14 protein-coding genes are annotated in these 17,842 nt (G+C 60.0%); 5 read left to right on the top strand and 9 right to left on the bottom strand.

The window, feature by feature from the left end; genetic code table 11:
• Positions 1 to 4: 4 nt before the first annotated feature.
• The 5 genes from phnC (at position 5) to DESU86_RS08235 (ending at position 4,409) form a co-directional block, all read left to right on the top strand.
• On the top strand, positions 5 to 841 hold the full coding sequence (gene phnC / locus DESU86_RS08255; protein ID WP_179980617.1) for a phosphonate ABC transporter ATP-binding protein: 837 nt from the start codon (positions 5 to 7) through the stop codon (positions 839 to 841).
• Positions 842 to 868: 27 nt separating this feature from the next.
• Complete coding sequence (gene phnD, locus DESU86_RS08250; protein WP_179980616.1) at positions 869 to 1,873, top strand: phosphonate ABC transporter substrate-binding protein; 1,005 nt, start codon at positions 869 to 871, stop codon at positions 1,871 to 1,873.
• Between the two features lie 286 nt (positions 1,874 to 2,159).
• Complete coding sequence (gene phnE / locus DESU86_RS08245; protein ID WP_179980615.1) at positions 2,160 to 2,942, top strand: phosphonate ABC transporter, permease protein PhnE; 783 nt, start codon at positions 2,160 to 2,162, stop codon at positions 2,940 to 2,942.
• A 1-nt stretch (position 2,943) separates the two neighbouring features.
• Entirely contained in the window at positions 2,944 to 3,735 is a 792-nt protein-coding gene (locus tag DESU86_RS08240; RefSeq protein WP_179980614.1) for a DUF1045 domain-containing protein, read from the top strand.
• Positions 3,736 to 3,737: 2 nt separating this feature from the next.
• Complete coding sequence (locus DESU86_RS08235) at positions 3,738 to 4,409, top strand: DapH/DapD/GlmU-related protein (RefSeq protein WP_232088301.1); 672 nt, start codon at positions 3,738 to 3,740, stop codon at positions 4,407 to 4,409.
• Between the two features lie 259 nt (positions 4,410 to 4,668).
• On the opposite strand, the gene DESU86_RS08230 is transcribed toward DESU86_RS08235, so the two are convergent.
• The 9 genes from DESU86_RS08230 to DESU86_RS08190 all read right to left on the bottom strand — a co-directional run bounded on the left by DESU86_RS08230 (position 4,669) and on the right by DESU86_RS08190 (position 17,353).
• Complete coding sequence (locus DESU86_RS08230) at positions 4,669 to 4,992, bottom strand: hypothetical protein (protein WP_179980612.1); 324 nt, start codon at positions 4,990 to 4,992, stop codon at positions 4,669 to 4,671.
• A gap of 17 nt (positions 4,993 to 5,009) precedes the next feature.
• Positions 5,010 to 5,615 carry a hypothetical protein gene (locus DESU86_RS08225; RefSeq protein ID WP_179980611.1) on the bottom strand — a complete coding sequence of 202 codons (606 nt, stop codon included), beginning with the start codon at positions 5,613 to 5,615 and terminating at the stop codon, positions 5,010 to 5,012.
• An 83-nt stretch (positions 5,616 to 5,698) separates the two neighbouring features.
• Positions 5,699 to 7,489, bottom strand: coding sequence for a glycosyltransferase family 9 protein (locus tag DESU86_RS08220; RefSeq protein ID WP_232088300.1), 1,791 nt, complete (start codon positions 7,487 to 7,489; stop codon positions 5,699 to 5,701).
• A gap of 98 nt (positions 7,490 to 7,587) precedes the next feature.
• Positions 7,588 to 8,802, bottom strand: coding sequence for a hypothetical protein (locus DESU86_RS08215; RefSeq protein ID WP_179980609.1), 1,215 nt, complete (start codon positions 8,800 to 8,802; stop codon positions 7,588 to 7,590).
• Between the two features lie 608 nt (positions 8,803 to 9,410).
• Positions 9,411 to 10,082: a hypothetical protein gene (locus DESU86_RS08210; RefSeq protein WP_179980608.1), complete on the bottom strand. Its 672-nt coding sequence runs from the start codon at positions 10,080 to 10,082 to the stop codon at positions 9,411 to 9,413.
• 697 nt (positions 10,083 to 10,779) lie between these two features.
• Positions 10,780 to 12,390 carry an efflux transporter outer membrane subunit gene (locus DESU86_RS08205; protein ID WP_179980607.1) on the bottom strand — a complete coding sequence of 537 codons (1,611 nt, stop codon included), beginning with the start codon at positions 12,388 to 12,390 and terminating at the stop codon, positions 10,780 to 10,782.
• Complete coding sequence (locus DESU86_RS08200) at positions 12,387 to 15,590, bottom strand: efflux RND transporter permease subunit (RefSeq protein ID WP_179980606.1); 3,204 nt, start codon at positions 15,588 to 15,590, stop codon at positions 12,387 to 12,389. Before DESU86_RS08200 ends, DESU86_RS08205 begins: the two co-directional genes overlap by 4 nt.
• Positions 15,591 to 15,597: 7 nt before the next feature.
• Positions 15,598 to 16,713: an efflux RND transporter periplasmic adaptor subunit gene (locus tag DESU86_RS08195; protein WP_179980605.1), complete on the bottom strand. Its 1,116-nt coding sequence runs from the start codon at positions 16,711 to 16,713 to the stop codon at positions 15,598 to 15,600.
• A 340-nt stretch (positions 16,714 to 17,053) separates the two neighbouring features.
• A complete protein-coding gene (locus DESU86_RS08190) occupies positions 17,054 to 17,353 on the bottom strand; it encodes a hypothetical protein (RefSeq protein WP_179980604.1) in 300 nt (99 codons plus the stop codon).
• Between the last annotated feature and the right edge of the window lie 489 nt (positions 17,354 to 17,842).

Here is a 17,842-nt window from a genome sequence, read left to right as displayed (position 1 = left end):
TTCCATGATCAGTATAGAAAACCTCACCAGAACGTTCGGCAGAAGCCGCGCCCTGGACAATGTTTCCCTGTCGGTTGGCAAGGGGGAGATGGTGGCCCTTATCGGCGCTTCCGGCTCCGGCAAGTCCACCCTTCTGCGCCATATCGCGGGCCTCACCGAGGCTGACAAAAACGGCGGCAGCGTGCATGTGCTCGGCAGCGTCATGCAGCGCGAGGGACGTCTGGCCCGCCATGTGCGCCACCTGCGCACGAACATTGGCATGATATTTCAGCAGTTCAACCTGGTGGACCGTCTGCCGGTACACACCAACGTCATGCTGGGCGCGCTGGGCAGGATACCCCTGTGGCGCTCCCTGCTGGGCCTGTTCCCCCGCCAGGTGCGCTCGGATGCCCTTAAGGCCCTGAACCGCGTGGGCATTGTGGAAAAGGCCTTTCAGCGCGCCTCCACCCTTTCGGGCGGGCAGCAGCAGCGCGCGGCCATTGCCCGCGCCATGGTGCAAAAGGCCAGGGTTCTGCTGGCCGACGAGCCCATAGCCTCTCTGGACCCGGAATCATCCCGCAAGGTTATGGAACTGTTGACCGAAATCAACCGTCAGGACGGCATCACCGTGGTGGTGACCCTGCACCAGGTTGATTTTGCCATACGGTACTGCCCGCGCACCGTGGCTCTCAAGGGTGGCTGCATCGTGTACGACGGACCTTCGGACAGGCTGACCCCCGGCTTTTTACAAGAAATTTACGGCGCGTCCAGTGAAGAGCTGTTCGCCCACGCCACCGGCGGGGATGAGGAATCGGCCCTTGCGCCGCGCCCCTCCCTGCATCAGGCCTGCGATGCGGCATAACCAATGTATAATCAAGGAGATTATGGAATGAAACTGTTGCGACTGCTTACCCTTGCCCTGGCTTTGGCCGCTGCAGGCCTGCCCGCGCTGTCGGCCAGGGCCGCTGAACCGGAAGTGCTGAACTTCGGCATCATCAGCACTGAATCTTCCCAGAATCTGCGCACGCTCTGGGAGCCCTTCCTGAAACGTATGGAACAGGAAACCGGGCTCAAGATCCGGGCTTTTTTTGCCCCGGACTACGCGGGCATAGTTACCGGCATGCAGTACGGCAAGGTGCAGCTGGCCTGGTACGGCAACAAGGCGGCCATTGAGGCCGTTGACAGGGCCGACGGCCAGATCTTCGCCCAGACAATGGATTTGGCGGGCATCGGCGGCTACTACTCGCACCTTATCGTAAACAGGGATTCTCCTTACAATTCTGTGGACGACATACTCAAGGACGCCAAGAACATCACCTTCAGCAATGGCGACCCCAACTCCACCTCGGGCTTTGTGATACCCGGCTATTACGTCTTTGCCAAAAACGGCGTTGACCCCAAGGACGCCTTCAAGCGCACGCTCAACGCCAACCACGAAACCAACGCCCTGGCCGTGGCCAACAAGCAGGTAGACGTGGCCACCAACAACAGCGAAAACCTTGAACGCCTGCGCGCCACCCACCCGGACAAGGCCGACCTTATCAAGGTGATCTGGACTTCGCCCCTGATCCCCGGCGATCCGCTGGTGTGGCGCAAAGACCTGCCCGAGGAAACCAAGGAGAAAATCTCCAAGTTCATCTTCAACTTTGGCGTCACCGGCCCCCACAAGGCCGAAGACCTGAAAATCCTGGCCGACCTGGGCTGGGGGCCTTTCAAGGCCGCCACCAATGACCACTCCATCCCCATCCGCCAGGTGGAATTGTTCAAGACGCGCGTTAAAATTGAAGGCGACACCAAACTGGGCGCCGATGAAAAGAAGGCCAAACTGGCGCAAGTGGACGAAGCCCTTGCCAAGCTGAACGCCCGCGCCGAAGCCATTAAAAAAGGTTCATAGCGCCCGGCCTGCGCCAGGGCATTCTCCCTTTGAAAAAATGTACATGCTCTAACGCTGCATGAAAGTGCAGCGCGGCAGCACCCCACGGCAACGCGCCCCGGCCGCAGCGGGCACCCTCATGTTGCGGCCGGGTTCCGCGCCTTTCAGCCGGAGCAGTTTACGAATGAAATGAATTAACTGCACAGCAGGGATTTCCAGGAAAATCCTTGTTGCGAAATGCGGGGAGGCAGGCTTTGCCTGCCGTAAGCGGGCATTTCAAGTGCTAAATGCTCTAAAAGGATATTTCATGACGGCATCCGAACAACACCTGTCGGTCAACCGATCCTGGTTTTCACTACTGGGCTGGGGCATTTGCCTTGCCCTGCTGGCCTGGTCGTGGGGTGGGGCAGAAATGAATCCCTCGGCCCTGTTCAGCGACGCCCGAAACATGGGCTCGTTCGCGAGCGAGTTTTTCCCCCCCGATTTTTCCGACTGGCGACTTTATCTCAAGGAAATGGTGGTCACCATCCAGGTGGCTCTTTGGGGAACGGCCCTGGCGGTGATCTTTGCCGTGCCCTTTGGCATCCTCAGCTCGGACAATCTCGTGCCCTGGTGGGTTTATCAACCCGTGCGGCGCATTATGGACGCCTGCCGCGCCATTAACGAGATGGTCTTTGCCATGCTTTTTGTGGTTGCCGTGGGTCTTGGCCCCTTTGCGGGCGTGATGGCGCTTTTTGTGCACACCACGGGCATTCTTGCCAAACTTTTTTCCGAAGCCGTAGAAGCCATTGACCCCCAACCTGTGGAGGGCATGCGCGCCACCGGGGCGCTGGCCATTGAGGAAATCCTGTACGGCGTCATCCCCCAGGTGCTGCCCCTGTGGATATCCTTCTCGCTCTACCGGCTGGAATCCAACATACGTTCGGCCACGGTGGTGGGCATGGTGGGCGCTGGCGGCATTGGCGTGGTGCTGTGGGAGATGATCCGCGGGTTCTACTTTCCCCAGACGTCGGCCGTCATGCTTGTCATTATTGCGGTAGTGATACTTTTTGACATGATTTCCCAATTCATCCGCAAGCGCTTTGTGTAATATGCAATACCGTTACGCTGTTTATTACGTCCCAGAGGAACACAGCCCCCTTTACTCCGCCGGTTCCGCCCTGCTGGGCTACGACGCGCGCACCGGGCAGAACGTGCCCACCCCCTGCCTGCCCCTGCCGCGTGATCTGCCGCACGACCAGCCCCACGACCTTTCGTGGGAGTCCCTTGTGGCGGAACCCACGCGCTATGGCCTGCACGCCACGGTCGTGGCTCCCTTTTTTCCGCTGCACAGCAGCGAGGGCGCACTGGCCGACACCCTGCGCCTTTTCTGCAAACGCATGGCGGCGGTGCGCACCCCATTGCGGGTGGTGGAGCACAGAGGTTTTCTGGCGCTTATGCCGGATGCGCCGGATGTGGCGGGCGCGCCGGACGCGCCGAATGTGGCCGGCCGCAGAGCCCAGGCTGCCTTGCGTCACATGGCAAGTGAAGCCACACGCGTGTTCGCGCCACTGCGCAGGCCAGCGCCCGAAGCTGAAATACTGCGTCGGGCCAAAGGGCTGACCGCCCGGCAACTGGGCCTTCTGCGTGCCTGGGGATACCCGTATGTATTTGAAGAATATGACTTTCATATCAGTCTCACCGGGCCGGCAACGGCCTCGCCCGCCCTTTGCGAAGTGCTGGCCGCCTACCTTGCCGACTCCATAGCCCAGCCACAGAACGTGGCGAGCCTGAGTCTGTGCCGCCAGCCTGTGGACGAGAGTCATGAACCGGGAAAACCCTGTACCGGGCGGTTCAGGGTTCTGGAATCCTTTCCCCTGACCAGCGTGGACAGTGAGCAATGAGCATGAACGACCGTTTCTCTTCTCCTGCGGCCGTGACGGATTCCGCCGCCGCGCCACGGGTGGCGCAGGACGCCGTCCTTACCGAGACGACTCTGGGGCGCTGGACGGACGTGGGGCCGCGCTGCCTGATGCACGGCGTGACCCTGGGCGACTATTCCTATGTGTGCAACGACGCCGACCTCATGTACGCCAATGTGGGCAAATTCGTGTCCATCGCCTCGCACGTGCGCATTAACCCCAGCAATCATCCCTGGTGGCGGCCCACTCTGCACCACTTTACCTACCGCCCCGGCAGATACGGCCTTGCCGCTGCGGACGGGCCGGACGTTGATGAAGATATTTTTGCCTGGCGCAGGCAGTACACCGTGCGCATCGGCCATGACGTGTGGATAGGTCACGGGGCAGTGCTGCTGCCGGGGGTAAGCGTGGGCAACGGGGCCATTGTCGGCGCGGGCAGCATCGTGACCAAGGATGTTCCCGCCTGGCATATTGTGGTGGGCAACCCCGGCGCGGTGCTGCGGCCACGGTTTGCCGACCCTGGCGTGGCCGAGAGGCTGGAACGCCAGGCATGGTGGAACTGGCCGGAAGAAACCCTGCGGAGTAACTGGAAGCTTTTTCAGCTCCCGGCCGAACAGTTTTTGCTTGTGGCCGAAGGGCTGGCCCCATACGAGTGAAAGGTCTCACGCGGAAAGCCCGGTAAGGCGGGCTTTACAGAAGAAGCGCGTCCCCAAGAGGCCTTTGCCGCGTCACGGGTGCCGCCCTGGCCGGACATCGGGCCGATCGCTGACGCTTTTTCAACGCATACAGATGGAACCGCAACAGGCCTGGCAAGTTACAGGCGCGCTCAACGGGCTAAAGCCATAATGCAGCACAGGGCACGCATCGACTTTGCCGATACGTGCCCTGTTGATATACGCCGCGCATATGTGCACCTTATTGCAGGGCCTGCCCTATGGCCTGATGGTAGCCGTGCATGCGCTGCCGCTCAAGACGTGAGCGTTGCAGTTCCTGGCGCAGGGCATCACGGGCTTGAGTGGCGAGGCTGGTCAGATGTTCCTGCACACGGTTGAGTTCAAGCAGATGCCCCCGGCACTCTTCAACGTTGTCTCCATCCAGCATGCGCCAGGCCATACTGGTGATCTCGTTGCGTTTTTCAGCCAGAGCCACGGCCTTGTCATAGGCCCCGTCCTCAAGTGCGGCCATCTCCTGCATGGCCAGGTCAAGGGCCTGATCCAGCAAGCAAATTCCTTGAGCCATAAACGCTCCTTGCCACCCTATTGGGCGACACGCCTGACAATCTGATCACGCAGATGTTCGCTGACCTGGCCCCATTCGTTGCAGACGGGCAAAAATTCATATTCCAGAAGGTCAGCCAGCAGAATCCAGTCTTCATTTTCAAGAGCATCGCCCATTTCAGAAAGCAGGCTGGAAAGTTTTTCCGTCTTTTCGGCAAAGCCCAGGCTGTCGTCGTTGGCATAGCGCTGACGCAGATCGCCGAGCATATTCATGAAATCACGGGTGACGTCCAGCAGATCCTGAAAAAGTTCCAGGGCGTCCGTATCAGACGCTTCGCGGAACAGGCGCGAAACATGACGCGCGCCGTGGCCCATCATCTTGCTGACCTTTTCCATTTCACCCGCGATATCCACAGCCAGCTCGCTGCTGGGCACCGAACGCACCTCTACGGAAGAAATGGAATCGCAGGTGATATCTTCAGCCTGATGCGGATAGATCTCCGAAAAGGCTTCCTGGTTTACAAGCACATCGGTAATGACGCGACCTTCCAGGCAGTCGTCCTGCATGATGTCGGTCAGCACCTGTTCGAGGTTTTCAAAAGTAGATATGGATTTGGAGCTTTTATTGCCATCAACGATAATCATGGTTGTTCCTCCCACACCCCGCAGGGCATAATTTGCCGTCCATAGGCAGTTGCAAATTAAATGCAAACCATATGCCACTTTAATTATATTATTTTATTCAAATCTGTTACACAATTTTTCATCTGCCGGATCAGTTGGACAAGATCCTTCATGTCGCCGCCGCGCTGCTGCCGCATTTCGCGCCAGAAGCCGCCCAGTGCGGAAAAAGACGCGCTTGCGTCCAGCAGGCTCTGCAGCCGTTCGCAGTTGCGCAAAAACAGTTGCCCCGCCATGGCGCTTTTGCCCACCAGGCCGCCCTGCTCTTCAAGCAGGCCTAATAATTGTATTGTCTGCGTCAGGCAGTCCCGCACGCTCGCGGCAAAGGCAGGGCTGAATGGAATAGTTGGCTGGTGCTCTGTCAGGGGGTACGCCGGGCCATGGGGCAATGCCCCCGCAGGCGCGCTGTCCGTTTCTTCCATATGGGCCGCGTCGAGGTCTGCCGTGTCTTCAGCCAGGGAGTCAAGGATCTGACGCCAGAAAACACGCTGGCTGTTGAGCCACAGGCTGCGGTCTTCGCCCTCATGACCCGAAAGGCAGCGCACGACGGCAAAACCCTGACTGTCTTTTTCTGTCAGCCATACACGGGCTTCACCGGTGATGCCACTGGCCTTATGCAAGGCAGCGTCCCAGCTTCCCGACGCAAGCCAGCCAAGAACAAGATCGCCGACGCTCTGGGCCCCAATGCGCTCAAGGCAGGCATGCCCATAGGGGCAGGCGCGGCCATAGGGGCAGGGGTGGCAGGCCATGGCCGGTTCAAGGCAACAGCAACCGGGCAGGTAGGGGCCTGTGTCCCACGGTTGCGCTGTGGCCAGAAAAATCGCCAGGCAGGGGATGCCCAAGCCTGCCGCAAGGTGCATGGTACCGGTATCGTTGGTGATCAACAGGCGGCACTGACAGAGCAGCGCCGCCAGTTGCGGAATATTGGTGCGCCCCACCGCGCTTAAATGCGGCCCCTGCGCCGCCTGCGCATACGCGGCAGCCAGCGGCGCTTCCGCCGGACTGCCGAGCAGTACGGGGCAAAGACCGGCCTCGCGCCACAGGCGGTCGCCCACGGCGGCAAAATGCGCCGCAGGCCATTGCCGCCGCGCCTCACTAGCCCCAAGCTGCATGGCGACAAAACCCTTGCACTGACTGGAAATCCCCTGACTGGCAGCCTCTTCGTCAAGCAAGGCGCGTGCAAAGCGCATATTTTCTTCAGCGGGCGGCCGCAGGCCGGAAGCTGCCGCAAGCCCTTGCGTACCGTCCGAATTCTTCTGTACACCGTCCAAATCTTCACGAGTGCCGCCCAAACTCTCCTGCGTGCCGCCAGAATTTTCGTGGGCACTGGCGCAATGCATACGCTCCTTTTCCTGCGCGGACAGGGCGTGCGCTCCGACCATGCGGAAGGTATCCACAAGATTGAAAGGCGTATTGAGGCGGCGCAGTACTGTCCCGGCCAGAAAGGACGTCCAGATGCCGCCGCTGAAGCCGAAGCCCTCCGCATCCATGCCGAAGCCCCCTATGCCGTCAGGCTGCGAGGCCAGCATACGGGCCAGCAGGCGGGCAGGCAGCGTGGCGGTGAGGTTGACGACGCGCGCTCCGGGCATCTCATGATGAATACGGCGCACAAAGGCCAGCAGATTCAAGGCCGCGTCCCGCCAGTTGCCGCTTACGTCAGCCAGCAGACTTGCTCCGGGCAGGGGCCAGGCAATATCCACGTGGCGCAGAAGCGGCACAGCCGAAACGAAGTTTTCAAGGCAGACCAGACCCACGCGCAGGCCAGCTTTGTGCAGATCATTGACAAGGGCCTGACTTTGCAGCAGATCGCCGAAGCGTGTCAGATTAATGATGATCACGCCCGTGCCCTCTCCCGCGTCGCCGCAGGGCGAAACGGGGGGGCACGGCGTGTCTGAAGCGTGTAGCGCGGTGGTATTCATACAGTTCAGGGGGGCGATCAGGCCAGATTGGAACTGTGCCCGTCATCCAGAAGATTGAGCGCCAGAGTGCGCTCCTGACGGAAACGGTTTTGCACGGCGGCCTGCACTTCGCTGGTTGAAGAGCCGAACTGACCGGCGCGTACCTTGTAGACGTTGCTGATGAGCTTGCGCTCATAGCCGGGATCATTGGGGCTGCCGCTCATGTCGTCCGCCCTGGCGAAAATGCGGGCCGCTCCCGAGGGGCCATGTTGCACGGCCGTGCTCCAGATGACTTCGCGCACGGCTGTGGAGAGCTTGTCCGCATCAAGCGAGGTGCGCTGGGCTATGGCCTCCACTGCGGGCTTGTAGTGGCTTTCGCGCACAAAGGCCTCCTGAAGCTCCTCAAAGCGCTCCGGCTGCTCATTGGCAATGGCGCGCCAGACATCGGGCATGGCTCCCTTGCGGCTGCCCGTATTGCCGGGCCCGGCCGAACGCAGCCTTTTGGAAAGCTCCGGCGCTTCACTGTCCAGAAAATCAAGAAAATCGCCAAGGCTGCCCGCGCGCGAAGACACCTGATACTTGCCGTAGGAAGTTCCGCCGTTGCGGTCGTAGCCCACGGCGGCAATGCCGTCGCGGCCAGACTCGAACTGGGCGGAAAGTTTGCCCATTTCAAGGTCATCCGCACTGGTTTTATGCCGCGCCTGACGCGCTTTGCCCTGCCCCTGCGGGCGGGTATGCACAAAATCAGAGACGTTGAAGCCGCTCATCTTGTCGCCCAAGGCGCTTGTCATGGACCGCAGGTGGCGGGCCGTGCCCATGCTGCGGGCCAGATCCAGGGTGGAGCCGCCGCCGCCCACACTTTGCATAAGACCCTCAATTGCCTGCGTCTGGCGCATATCCGTCTGGGCCTTGTTGAAAACCTGGGCGCGCATGAGGTCGCTGGGAGTACGCCCGGCCAGCACCATGCCGTTTCGCCCCGACGCCTGTCCGCCCATTTGGCCGCCTGTCTGGCCGCCTACTGGGCCGCCTGCAAGGTTGACGGGCATGCCGGCACCGACCGAGGCTTGCACGCTCTGGCTCTGCGCTGCCTGCTGCGACTGCGCGTTGTCTTCTGCCTGACGTGTCTGTCCCTGCATGACAGCGGCAAAACTTGGCCCGCCCGTGGCGGCAGCGGACGCAGAACGACGCTGTCCGGCCTGCTGGCCCTGCTGTGCCTCGGTGGGTGGACGTATAAGAAAATTTGAAAGCGCCATATACTCATTCCTCCTGAGGCGACCGCCTTTGAGAATTTGCATTCTCAACGTGCAGAACGCCCGCATCGTCGCTTAACAGCGTCAGTAAACAGCAATGTTGTCTGTACCGACCACCGGCTTGCGGCCAGCAAAGGTCAGTCAGTTTTTTTAGAGCATTTTGCTTTTGAAACACTCCTTGTTTCAAAGCATCATTCTGGCGAAAAACAAGGAAGCCGCGCTGGCGACTTCGCTGCCAAAGCCCGCTCGCGCAATCACCCGAACTGGTTCATGGGCACTGCGCACGACGGCCGATCTGCCGCCACGACAGAGGAAAAGCAAGGACAATGCCAAGGCATTAAAGATATGACATTGCAGCGGGTTGTCTTGGAGGCTGGCGCGGGGGGCAGCATGCGGGGCTGGCTACGGCTGGGGTTTGGACGGCATTGCGCCAGAATACCGACGCAGGGTGGAGCATTTTTGCTCTGAAGCACACGAAGGGATTACGGGAGTACCAGGGGGAGTATCAGGGGGAGTTCAGGGGGTGATGGCGCACGGCGGGGCGCACGAGAGTGGAGACACGTGGCGGGAGCAACGCAGCCTATTCTTGACGCGGCAGCCTCAAGCAGGGGTTAAAAATCCAGCTTGAACTGCATGCCCATGCCCAATACGGAATCGGGCTGCTTGTTGTTGGAAGGGCGTTCGCGGTGCTCGTTTCTGAGTATGAGCTCCGGGCCAAGGCCGATGTTCATGTCCTCGTTGACTTCGGTGTCGGCATAGGCGCGCACCACGTGGCGGCTTTCCATACTCAGGTTCTCGTCAGGCGTAACGCCGCTGGTGACCGATTCACGCCAGGGGGAACTCTCGTCGTCCACGCTCAGGGCAAGCGCGCCCTTTTTTTTGCTCTTTTCCGCCTGGCTCAGGGCGCTGTCGATGCCCTTGGAGGTGTTCACCACCTGACCGGGGGCAATATCTTTCGGCACTGGGCTGCCAACGGCACGTCCCTGCAGATTGTTGGTGGGCATACCCTGGATCTGCCATGCATCACGGCTGCTGCCCTCACTGAATGTCCAATCCCGGGCGTGCAGGGAGTTTTTCTGCTTTTTCACCGACATCTGCTTGGCAGAAGCGGTCGTGGGGGCTTTCCGGGTTTTTCCCGCAGCTGGCGTTTCCTTTTTCAGCTTGTCCGCCGCCTGGGCGTTTTGCGCCTGCACAGTGGCGTCGGCAGCGCGAGAGGACGGCACAGGGGCCGCCGCCAGAACGAAAACGAGAAGAAGAAGAACGGTGTACACTGTCTTGTCCATAATTGCTCATACGATAGTCGCTCTGGGTTGTAAAGTTCTTGCCAGGAGCCGCCGCCCCTGCGCATGCGGGCAAAGGCACGGCCGCCGCGCCGCATTCATATTCCGGGATTCCAAATTCTCCGCATGCGCAGGAGATTTGAGCCGTTGAAGTCAGAAACTTCTTTCATAAAAGGACATAATGAAGGTTTTAGGGGATGGGGCGTGGATTCTGCCGAGCTTTAGCCGTTGCGACGAAGGAAGCTACGGATGCTTAAAGCGTTGTGACGCAGGAAACTACGCTTGAAGACAGCATGCGTAACGACACCGCTTGTTCCATACAATCGCTGTCCCATCCGTAAGCCCTTCGGGCAACGGCTGCCGCGAAGCTACGCTTGAAGACAGCATGAGTAACTATACGTCTTGTTCTGTGTAATCGCTGTCGCCATTCGTAAGGCTCGCAGACTCGCCAACGACTGCCGCAAAGACAGCAATTGGTTAATAGAGCGATCAGCCTGCTGATGCTTGGCGCAAATCGCATTTTCGGCAGAATGACGCCTCTGAAATGTGAAACATTTCAAAGTTGATCTGCTCTAAAGAGGGTCCCTCCCCCACAAAAAATTGCGCCATGCCACTGCGCTGATCCTTCACGCGTACAAAAGGCCCCCTGACGACAAGTCAGGGGGCCTGATGACATTGAAGGAAGCGCGGCTAGAGCGTTTTAAAGGCTTACGCCGCCCTTGGACTGATCCTGTGTTGCAGGCTGAGTTTTGACAGGTTTGGGTGCGGCCTTGCCGGAAACCGGAGCCTTGCCCAGCGCGCCTGTGCTGGTTTCCTGATCAAGCAGTTTTTCGGTGCTGACCACGGGGAAGCTGGGGCTTGCGCCGGGATCGTTCCAGCCGCCGCCAAGGGCCATGCACACGCTGACAACGCTGTCCAGACGATCACGCAGAGCCGAAGCCAGTTGCAGTTCGGCGGCGAAAAGCTGCCGTTCGGCATCCAGCACGGTGAGATAGTCCGTGTAGCCGTTATCGTATTGCAGACGCGCGATGGTGGTGGCACGCCGCAGGCTTTCCACCTGAATCTGCATGCTGCGTACAATGGCGTCAGCCTCGCGCTGGGTCGTCAGGGCTGTGCGCATATCCTGGAACGCCGTCTGAACGGTCTTGCGGTACACGGCAATGGAGGCTTTTTTGCGGGCTTCCGCGTCCTTGACGTTATACCAGGTCCGGCCAAAGTCCAGCAGGGGCATCGAACCGGTGACGCCGTAGCTCCACGCCCCGGCGGGGCCGGTGAACAGGCTGCCTACGGCCGAACTGACCGTACCCAGCATGCCCGTCAGCGAGATGGAGGGGAAGAACTGGGCGCGGGCCACGCCGATATTGGCATTGTACGCCATCATGGTGAATTCGGAGGCGCGCACGTCAGGCCTGCGTTGCAGCAGGTCAGAAGGCAGACCTTCGGGCAACACGGGCGGCGAAGGCAGCATGCCAATGGCCTGACCGCGCGGCATGCCGCGTTCCATAATGTCGCGGGGCGAACGGCCCAGCAGAACGGCCAGACCGGCTTCGGCCTTGTCTACAGCCACGGTGCTGGTGTGCACCTGGGCGCGGGCGGTTTCCACCTCGGCCCTGGCGCGCTGCCAGTCAAGCTCGGTGATGTCGCCCTGCTTGTAGCGGCTCGTGTAGATGCTGAACGCATCTTCGCGGGTCTTGAGGGTACGGCGGGCCGTATCAAGCTGCATGTCCAGAGCCAGCAGGGCAAAATAGCCCTGGGCGGTCTGCCCCGCCACCGAAAGGCGCAGGGCCTCGTGCCCGATGACCGTGCTCATGAGCACGTCACTGAGCATGGTGTAGTTGTTGCGGTATTTGCCCCAGAGGTCCAGTTCCCAGGAGGCGTTGAGCGCAGCCTGGTTGGTGGTCGTGGTGCGGTCAAGGCCGCTCCTGTTGAACGGCGTGGTGTTGGGCGTCTTTTCAGAAGCGCCCGCGGCCACGGAACCGGCCGAACCACTCACGGCGGGCAGCAGATCAGCGGTGGCCACGCCAACCTGTGACGCGGCGGAATCTATCTTGGCGAGAGATTCGGCCAGGTCCTGGTTATTCTTCAGCGCCTCGTCCACCATGGAGGTAAGCACGGGGTCATTGAAACGGGTCCACCAGTCGGTGTTCAGGGGGGCTGCCCCCATATCAACCTTTTGCCACTGGCTCGGCATGTCCATTTCGGGGCGCTCATAGCGCGGCGCAAATGAGCAGGCCGAAAGCGCAAGCACGGCCAGCAGGGCGACAATGGCCCCGGCCGGGTTCATGCGTCCGGCAGTACTGATGGAACTCATAGATCCTCCTGTTCGTTGCCGGAACCGTCCTTACCGGCGTTCGGATCCTTCTTGCCCTGGATTTTCAGGGATATCTGCATAATTATCTTGAAGAAGTACGGCACAAAGAGCGTGGCGAGGCACGTGGCCGCCAGCATGCCGCCGATGACCGCCGTGCCCAGGGCGTGGCGGCTGTTGGCGCCAGCGCCGGTGCTGATGGCCAGGGGCACGCAGCCCAGAATAAAGGCCAGCGAGGTCATGACAATGGGCCTGAACCGCAGACGGGAGGCAAAGGATGCCGCCGAATCAAGACTGCGGCCGCTACGCCATGCCTCAACCGCGAATTCCACGATGAGGATGGCGTTCTTGGCCGCCAGACCCACCAGGGTGACCAGAGCCACCTGGAAGTATACGTCGTTGGAAAGGCCGCGTCCCCAGGTGGCCAGCAGTGCGCCGAACACGCCAAAGGGCACGGCCGTGAGCACCGAAAGGGGCAGCGACCACGATTCATACTGCGCGGCCAGGATCAGGAAGACCATGACCAGAGCCAGAATGAAGATGGTCGTGGTGTCTGTGCTGGCCAGTTTTTCCTGAAGCGCCGAACCCACCCAGCCGAGGCTGTAATCGGTGGACAATATGGCCTTGGCTGCATCTTCCATCTGGCTGAGGGCCTGCCCCGACGAGAAGCCCGGAGCGGGCGCGCCCATGATGTGAGCCGCCGGGAAGACGTTATAGCGTTCCACCACCTGGGGGGCGGTGCGTCGTTCAAGGGTCATGACCGCAGTCAGGGGGATCATCTCGCCCTTGTTGTTGGGCACATACACGTTGCCCAAATCTTCGGGCAACAGGCGGTAGTCCGCCTCGGACTGCAGGCGCACCTGGAAGGTACGGCCCATATAGTTGAAGTCGTTCACATACGCGCCACCAAAGGTGCCGCCCATGGCCGTGAACACGTCACTGATGCTGACGCCCATGTCCTTGCAGCGTTCGCGGTCCAGGTTGGCGTACAACTGGGGAGAGCCGGTGGAGAACAGGTTGCGCAGCATGCCGATGGCCGGATACTTGCGCTTGCCGTCAGGGCCAACAGCCATGACTTCCTGCACCAGCTTGTTGGCTTCGGTTTCCAGGTCCTTCAAGCCGCCAGTGCCACGCATCTGAATGTAGCCTTCAAAGCCGCCAGTGGTGCTCATGCCGCTGATGGGCGGGGGCGCAAAGCCCAGAACCACGGCTTCTGGCTGCATGAGGGTGACCGCGCCGACGGTTTTCAGCACGGCGTCGGAAGACATGTCGGCCTTTTTACGCTCGCCCCACGGTTTCAGCAGGGCAAAGAACGTGCCGTAGTTGCTCTTGACGGAAATGGTCGTGATGTCCAGACCCGACAGGGTACCCACGCTTCGCACGGCGGGATTTTGGAGCAAGAAGTCGGTAAGCACCTTGTTGACCGCCGTGGTGCGGTGCTGCGAAGCGCCGTCGTCCAGGATGGCCATGCCAAGGATGTAGCCCTGGTCTTCGTTGGGCACGAGGCCGCCGGGAACAACCCTGAACAGCCACACGCACAGGAGGATCATGAGCGCGAACAGCGGCAGGGCGCGCATGCTCGATGCCTTGAGGAAGTCAACTATGTGCACATAGCCGTTGGTCACGCCGTCAAAGAAGTTGTTGAACCATACAAAGCCCCTGGGGGTTTTGTAATCGTGACTGTGCGGCTTGAGCAGCAAGGCGCAGAGGGCCGGGGTGAGCGTCAGCGCCACCACGCCCGACAGCACAACAGATACCGAGATGGTGATGGCGAACTGCTTGTACATCTGCCCCGCAAGACCACCCATGAAGGACACGGGAACAAACACGGCACAGAGCACGAGCACAATGGCCACAATGGGGGCCGTGACCTCGTTCATGGCCTTGGCCGTGGCCTCCTTGGGCGGCAGATGCTCCGTCGTCATGATGCGTTCAACGTTTTCCAGCACCACGATGGCGTCGTCCACCACGATGCCGATGGAAAGCACCATGGCGAAAAGCGTCAGGGTATTGATGGTATAGCCGAAAGCGTAGAGACCCGCGAACGTGCCGATGATGGATACGGGAACGGCCACGCAGGGAATGACGGTGGCGCGCCAGCTTTGCAGAAAGACGTACACCACGATGAACACCAGAATCATGGCCTCCACCAGGGTGGAGACAACTTCGTGGATGGACTCGAGCACGAAGTCGTTGGTGTTCACAAGAATGGTGTACTCAAGGCCGTCGGGCATGGTTGCGCCGATTTCGGCCAGCTTGTCCGTCACGCGGTCGCCTGTGGCGATGGCGTTGGCGCCGGGCAGCAGATAGACCGCCCCCATGCGCCCAACCACACCGTTAAACCGGGAGGTAACGCTGTAGTCCTTGCCGCCCAGCTCTATGCGGGCCACGTCCTTGAGGCGCAGCATGGCGCTGTCCGGCCCTCGGCGCACGATGATTTCGCCGAATTCCTCCGGCGTGACCAGGCGGCCCTGGGCGTCGATCTGCCAGGTAAGTTCCGTGGTATCGGGCGAGGGCATTTCGCCAAGACGCCCTGGGGCATATTGGGAGTTCTGCTCCTGAATGGCCGCGGCCACTTCATTGGCCGACACGCCATACTTGGCAAGCTTGTCCGGCTGCAGCCAGATGCGCATGGCATAGTCCATGCCGCCGAAAATGACGACGTCGCCAACGCCTTCAACGCGCTTGACCGCGTCCACCACGTTGATCTGGGCCCAGTTGTGGATGTAGACCTGATCATAGCGGCCATCGGGCGAAAAGTACGAAAACACCATCAGCATGGCCGGTGAGCGCTTGAGCACGCTGACGCCCTGACGGCGCACCGCTTCTGGCAATATGGTCTGCGCCAGGTTGACCTTGTTGTTGACGTTGACAAGGGCCATATCCGAGTTGGACCCCAGGGCGAAGTACACATTGATGCTGCCCGAGCCCGAACCCGAGGCCGCCATGGAAGTCATGTACAGCATGTTTTCCACGCCGTTGATGTTCACTTCCAGAGGGGCCAGCACGGTGGAGGCAATGGTTTCAGCCGATGCGCCGGGGTAAGACACGCTGACGTTGACCGTGGGGGGCACAAGGTTGGGGTACTGCGCGATGGGCAGTGCCCGCATGGCCAGTGCGCCCACCAGGGTGATGACAATGGATATGACCGCAGAGAGAATGGGTCTGCGTAAAAAGAAATTCGGCTTTGTGGAAACAGCCATATTTAACCTACTTCTTGGCCGCGCCTTCCTGAGGCTGCTGGCCCCCTGAAGGCATTATGCTCACTTGAGAGCCGGGGCGGGCCTTGATCATGCCTTCGCTGATAATGCGTTCGCCGCCCTTGAGCCCTTCAAGCACAAGATACCTGTTGCCGACGGACACGCCGACGACCACAGGAATGGAATACACCTTGTCGTCCTTGTCCACGCCCATGACCAGCGAACCCTTCTGGGTAAGCAGCACGCACTTCTGCGGGACGAGCACGGCATCCTTGAGAATGTCGCCGTCCATATACAGGCGCACATACTGTCCGGGCATGATGCTGCGGTCGGCATTGTCAAAGACGGCGCGCGCCTTGATGACGCCGGTTGTGGGCTGCACCTGGCTGTCGATAAAGGTCACCTCGCCCGTTCCCTTGTACATGCTGCCGTCCAGCAGGCGCAGACGCGCCTTGTATCGGCCGTCGGCAGGCGTCACAAGACGGCCCTCGGCAGCCATGCCCTGGCGGAGCATATGCTCGGGGGCGGCAATGGAAAAGTCGATGTACATGGGGTCAGTCTGGTTCACGTAGGTGAGCAGCGAATTGTTGCCCACGAGGTTGCCGGGCGTGAAGTTTTCCTTACTGCTGTAGCCGGAGACAGGGGCCGTCACCTGGCAGTAGTCCAGGTTGATCTTGGCCTGACGCAAAGAAGCCTTGGCGCTGTCATAGGCGGCCAGGGCATTGTCACGCTCTTTCTGCGACACCGCGTTTTTTTCATACAGCGGGCGCACCCGCCGCCATTCGCGCTCGGCGTTGGTGAACTGGGCCTGGGCCTGCTGCATGAGCGCTTCGTAGCGGTCACGCTCCAGCTGGAAAAGCAACTGCCCCTGCTGCACGTAGTCGCCTTCTTCATACAGGCGTTTTTCAATAATGGCTTCCACGCGAGCGCGCACTTCAACAGCGCGCGAACCGGAGGCCTGGGCCTGATACTCTGCCGGCCAGGGTTCATCCTTGGCCACAACGTCAAAAACGGCGACAGGCAGACGCATGGCGTCGTGCTGGCCGTCCTTGTCGCCATTGCAGGCAACCAGTGCAAGACAAAGGCTGAGTATGACAGGAAGAGAGAATAGCGGTCTTGTGGTCATGAACTACTCCGTAAGAGATGTGTGCTGACGCACACCAAAAAAACCGCCCGCCGTGTGAAACTCGGGCAGAAACATCGTTGTAAAAACACAGTTCATCGTAAAAAGCAATCAAGACAGGCGCATACAACAGCGCCACAACGAGCGCAAAAAGTCTTGCGATTCCAGCAGGTTACGATACCGTATTAATTTTTCATAACTCGTTGTTTTTATTGATAAAAATTTCATGCTCTTTTGCCGGCAGATCCCTGCGCTGCTCGGTCGTCCTTTATGCCACATCAGCCATTCCCGGCCTTCTATTTAAAAACGCATATCATTTAGTGGCATGTTTGAGCAACACCCTTTACGAAGTCAAGGCTTTCAGAACCATTTTGTAACATGCCCGTGCGTGATGCATTTTCTTTTTCTCGCCGTCCGCCCGCCGGATGTGGCCGTATGCGACCGGGTGCGACCGGTGTTCCGGATGGTGGCCGATTTTTTCCGGACGGGCTGCAGTGCGCAACGACAAACAGGGTTTCTGCGTGCGCAATGCCGAAAACCGGCCATGCGTTTCAAGCGATGGCGTACCGGGGGGGATCGTTGAACCGGGCGTGCTCGACAGCGGCAAGGCATGACGGGCGGGGGGGCAAAGCATGGCGGCCATACCCTCTGCCTTTTGCCGCCCAAAGGTCCGGCTGCGGAGGGTTGTGCTTGATTGCTGTTCCGGGAATCCTGAAAAAGCGCCTGCATGGCCGCGCTGTCGAGGTTTTGGCCATGGTGCGCGCGCAGGCTATGCACGGTTCGTTGTTCTTAGCGCAATTTCACTAGAGCATTTTACCTTTGAAAAAGTGTAACTGCTCGAACGCTGTACGAAAGTACCACGCGCCACAACGTGGCGTGGATTCTGGCGAAAACCACGTTCTTCACCAGAATGGCGCGTTGAAACAAGGAGTGTTTCAAAAGCAAAATGCTCTAAGGAACAATAGACATGGCGGATTGATACGTTCATGCGCCATGCGCCGTCCGGTCACAGTGTCGTGAGCCGCCGCAAATGTCAAGAAAGAGGCCAGCGCGAGTGCGGGGGACGTGCGGACAGCCCGCCGCGTGACAACAACCCCTGGCAGCAACAAGAAGCCAGCAGAACGGCGACACG

This window comes from Desulfovibrio sp. 86, assembly GCF_902702915.1.
In the GTDB taxonomy this organism is placed as follows: domain Bacteria; phylum Desulfobacterota; class Desulfovibrionia; order Desulfovibrionales; family Desulfovibrionaceae; genus Desulfovibrio.
Note: the sequence above shows the minus strand (reverse complement) of the source record. Positions and strands in the feature narration are given on the sequence as shown.

Coding starts and splice junctions, on each gene's coding strand:
- phnC (WP_179980617.1), top strand. CDS start 5: ATGATCAGTATAGAAAACCTCACCAGAACGTTCGGCAGAAGCCGCGCC.
- phnD (WP_179980616.1), top strand. CDS start 869: ATGAAACTGTTGCGACTGCTTACCCTTGCCCTGGCTTTGGCCGCTGCA.
- phnE (WP_179980615.1), top strand. CDS start 2,160: ATGACGGCATCCGAACAACACCTGTCGGTCAACCGATCCTGGTTTTCA.
- DESU86_RS08240 (WP_179980614.1), top strand. CDS start 2,944: ATGCAATACCGTTACGCTGTTTATTACGTCCCAGAGGAACACAGCCCC.
- DESU86_RS08235 (WP_232088301.1), top strand. CDS start 3,738: ATGAACGACCGTTTCTCTTCTCCTGCGGCCGTGACGGATTCCGCCGCC.
- DESU86_RS08230 (WP_179980612.1), bottom strand. CDS start 4,992: ATGGCTCAAGGAATTTGCTTGCTGGATCAGGCCCTTGACCTGGCCATG.
- DESU86_RS08225 (WP_179980611.1), bottom strand. CDS start 5,615: ATGATTATCGTTGATGGCAATAAAAGCTCCAAATCCATATCTACTTTT.
- DESU86_RS08215 (WP_179980609.1), bottom strand. CDS start 8,802: ATGGCGCTTTCAAATTTTCTTATACGTCCACCCACCGAGGCACAGCAG.
- DESU86_RS08210 (WP_179980608.1), bottom strand. CDS start 10,082: ATGGACAAGACAGTGTACACCGTTCTTCTTCTTCTCGTTTTCGTTCTG.
- DESU86_RS08205 (WP_179980607.1), bottom strand. CDS start 12,390: ATGAGTTCCATCAGTACTGCCGGACGCATGAACCCGGCCGGGGCCATT.
- DESU86_RS08200 (WP_179980606.1), bottom strand. CDS start 15,590: ATGGCTGTTTCCACAAAGCCGAATTTCTTTTTACGCAGACCCATTCTC.
- DESU86_RS08195 (WP_179980605.1), bottom strand. CDS start 16,713: ATGACCACAAGACCGCTATTCTCTCTTCCTGTCATACTCAGCCTTTGT.
- DESU86_RS08190 (WP_179980604.1), bottom strand. CDS start 17,353: ATGGCCGCCATGCTTTGCCCCCCCGCCCGTCATGCCTTGCCGCTGTCG.